This window comes from Salinivibrio sp. IB574 (genome assembly GCF_001996205.1).
GTDB lineage: Bacteria > Pseudomonadota > Gammaproteobacteria > Enterobacterales > Vibrionaceae > Salinivibrio > Salinivibrio proteolyticus.
The window spans coordinates 1-1136 of record NZ_MUFN01000068.1 but is presented as its reverse complement, the minus strand read 5'-3'; the positions used below and the strand labels follow the sequence as shown (position 1 = coordinate 1136).

The window sequence follows — 1136 nt, the reverse complement described above, 5'->3', positions numbered from 1 at the left end:
CCTTATAGGCCTCGCTTATAGGTTGGCATCGATGCCATAACGCTCTCGCAGTATCTTCTCATCCGCTCGTTTGGATGCGTCTGATTGCGGTTTTAGATAAGGATGCGTCCCTTCCTCTTCACACTCTTCGCGTGGGTGATAGCCTCTTGGTTTAACGCAGTACACAATATTGTTTCTAAAACGCTCTCCATATGGTGTCAAAGCGGGAAACTGTACGCCAAGCTCAATCATCTTTTGCTGAATGCTCAGCATTTTTTGATACGCTTCAGTGGATTTATCCATGCTCTCCAAGCGCTCTTGAACGGCATAAGCGGCCGTTAATCCACTGTTTTTCATAACAAAAGGGTCAGCGCCATGCTCTAAAAGATACAGTGACTCATCAAACTTTACGCTGATAAAATCTAATAAAGGTGTTTGTCCTAAGCCGTCTTTAGCATTCACATCGGCGCCAAATTCGATCAATAGTTTCAGTGCGTCGTTATCTTCTAAATTCGGCACATCAAAAATCAGCGTCTCACCATATTCATCGGTTAAATTCGGGTCCATTCCCGCTTCCAACATCGCTTTAAGTGCATCTGTCGTTTTGCGCCACATGGCAAAGTAAGCAACAGACTGTGCCCCCTCGCCTTGACCGAATTTGGCGGCAGGGTCGGCTCCTAGCGCCATCAACATTTTGATAGCTGGAATATTGGTATCAGCCACCGCAAAGGCTAATAGAGTGAAATGCTCGTTGCCTGGCGCATCAATCTCTGGCAGTTTTTCCGCCAATGCTTTCGCCCTATCGATATCATGGGCTTTAATCGCCTCGGCAACGGCTAATAATTCCCCCTCAAAGAAGACCTCTGGATAGGGTTTACTGGCCACATGGCAAAGTAAGCAACAGACTGTGCCCCCTCGCCTTGACCGAATTTGGCGGCAGGGTCGGCTCCTAGCGCCATCAACATTTTGATAGCTGGAATATTGGTATCAGCCACCGCAAAGGCTAATAGAGTGAAATGCTCGTTGCCTGGCGCATCAATCTCTGGCAGTTTTTCCGCCAATGCTTTCGCCCTATCGATATCATGGGCTTTAATCGCCTCGGCAACGGCTAATAATTCCCCCTCAAAGAAGACCTCTGGATAGGGTTTACTGCGGAA

1 protein-coding gene and 1 pseudogene are annotated in these 1136 nt (G+C 47.7%); both read right to left on the bottom strand.

The features are described 5' to 3' along the window. Nucleotides 1-15: 15 nt before the first annotated feature. The gene (locus BZJ17_RS16960; protein ID WP_108743849.1) at nucleotides 16-864 is read right to left on the bottom strand and encodes an ankyrin repeat domain-containing protein; all 849 of its coding nucleotides are present in this window, start codon (nucleotides 862-864) and stop codon (nucleotides 16-18) included. Further along, a pseudogene (locus BZJ17_RS16955) lies at nucleotides 816-1136 on the bottom strand (hypothetical protein); the annotation flags it as partial. The pseudogene BZJ17_RS16955 and the gene BZJ17_RS16960, both read right to left, overlap by 49 nt.